The organism is Desulfosporosinus sp. OT (genome assembly GCF_000224515.1).
Classification (GTDB): Bacteria; Bacillota; Desulfitobacteriia; order Desulfitobacteriales; family Desulfitobacteriaceae; genus Desulfosporosinus.
Map to the genome: position 1 here is coordinate 1 of NZ_AGAF01000109.1, position 578 is coordinate 578.

At 36.2% G+C, this 578-nt stretch carries 1 protein-coding gene; it reads left to right on the forward strand.

The window, feature by feature from the left end:
- Positions 1–40 precede the first annotated feature (40 nt).
- Positions 41–578 (forward strand): group II intron maturase-specific domain-containing protein (locus DOT_RS09855; RefSeq protein ID WP_282433454.1); only part of this gene is annotated, 538 nt, incomplete at its 3' end.

The following is a 578-nucleotide window of genomic DNA, read 5'->3' on the forward strand; positions in this document are numbered from 1 at the left end:
TTTAGTAGTTGTGTGCAAAACAAAGGAACAAGCTATGTCTATGTATGAAAGACTTGAACCATACCTCACCCAAAGAGGATTGACACTTGCAGAGGATAAGACAAAAGTTATGAATATCAGTGAAGGATTCGATTTTCTTGGATTTAATCTAAGACAATATAATACCAACAACGGTATACATCTATTCATAAAACCATCCAAAGCAAGCGTGAAAAAGGCAAGGGAAACAATAAAGAATGTGTTCATGCAACTTAAGGGAAAGCCTGTAGGAGACTTAATTGCAACTTTAAACCCGATAATACGGGGTATTGGAAACTACTGGTCAAGCCAGGTTGCAAAGAAGATATTTGGCCAAATTGACAGTTATATATGGATTAAACTAAGGAAACACCTAAAAGTTTTGCACCCAAATAAGTCGTTTAAATGGATTTACACAAGGTACTTTAGACCAGATTATACGGGTGTGAGTAAAGATAGGTGGATATTAACAGACCCTCATGAGCACAAGACTCAATTATTTAAAATGAGCTGGATACCAATAGTAAGGCATAACGTGGTCATGTATAGAAATAGTCCTG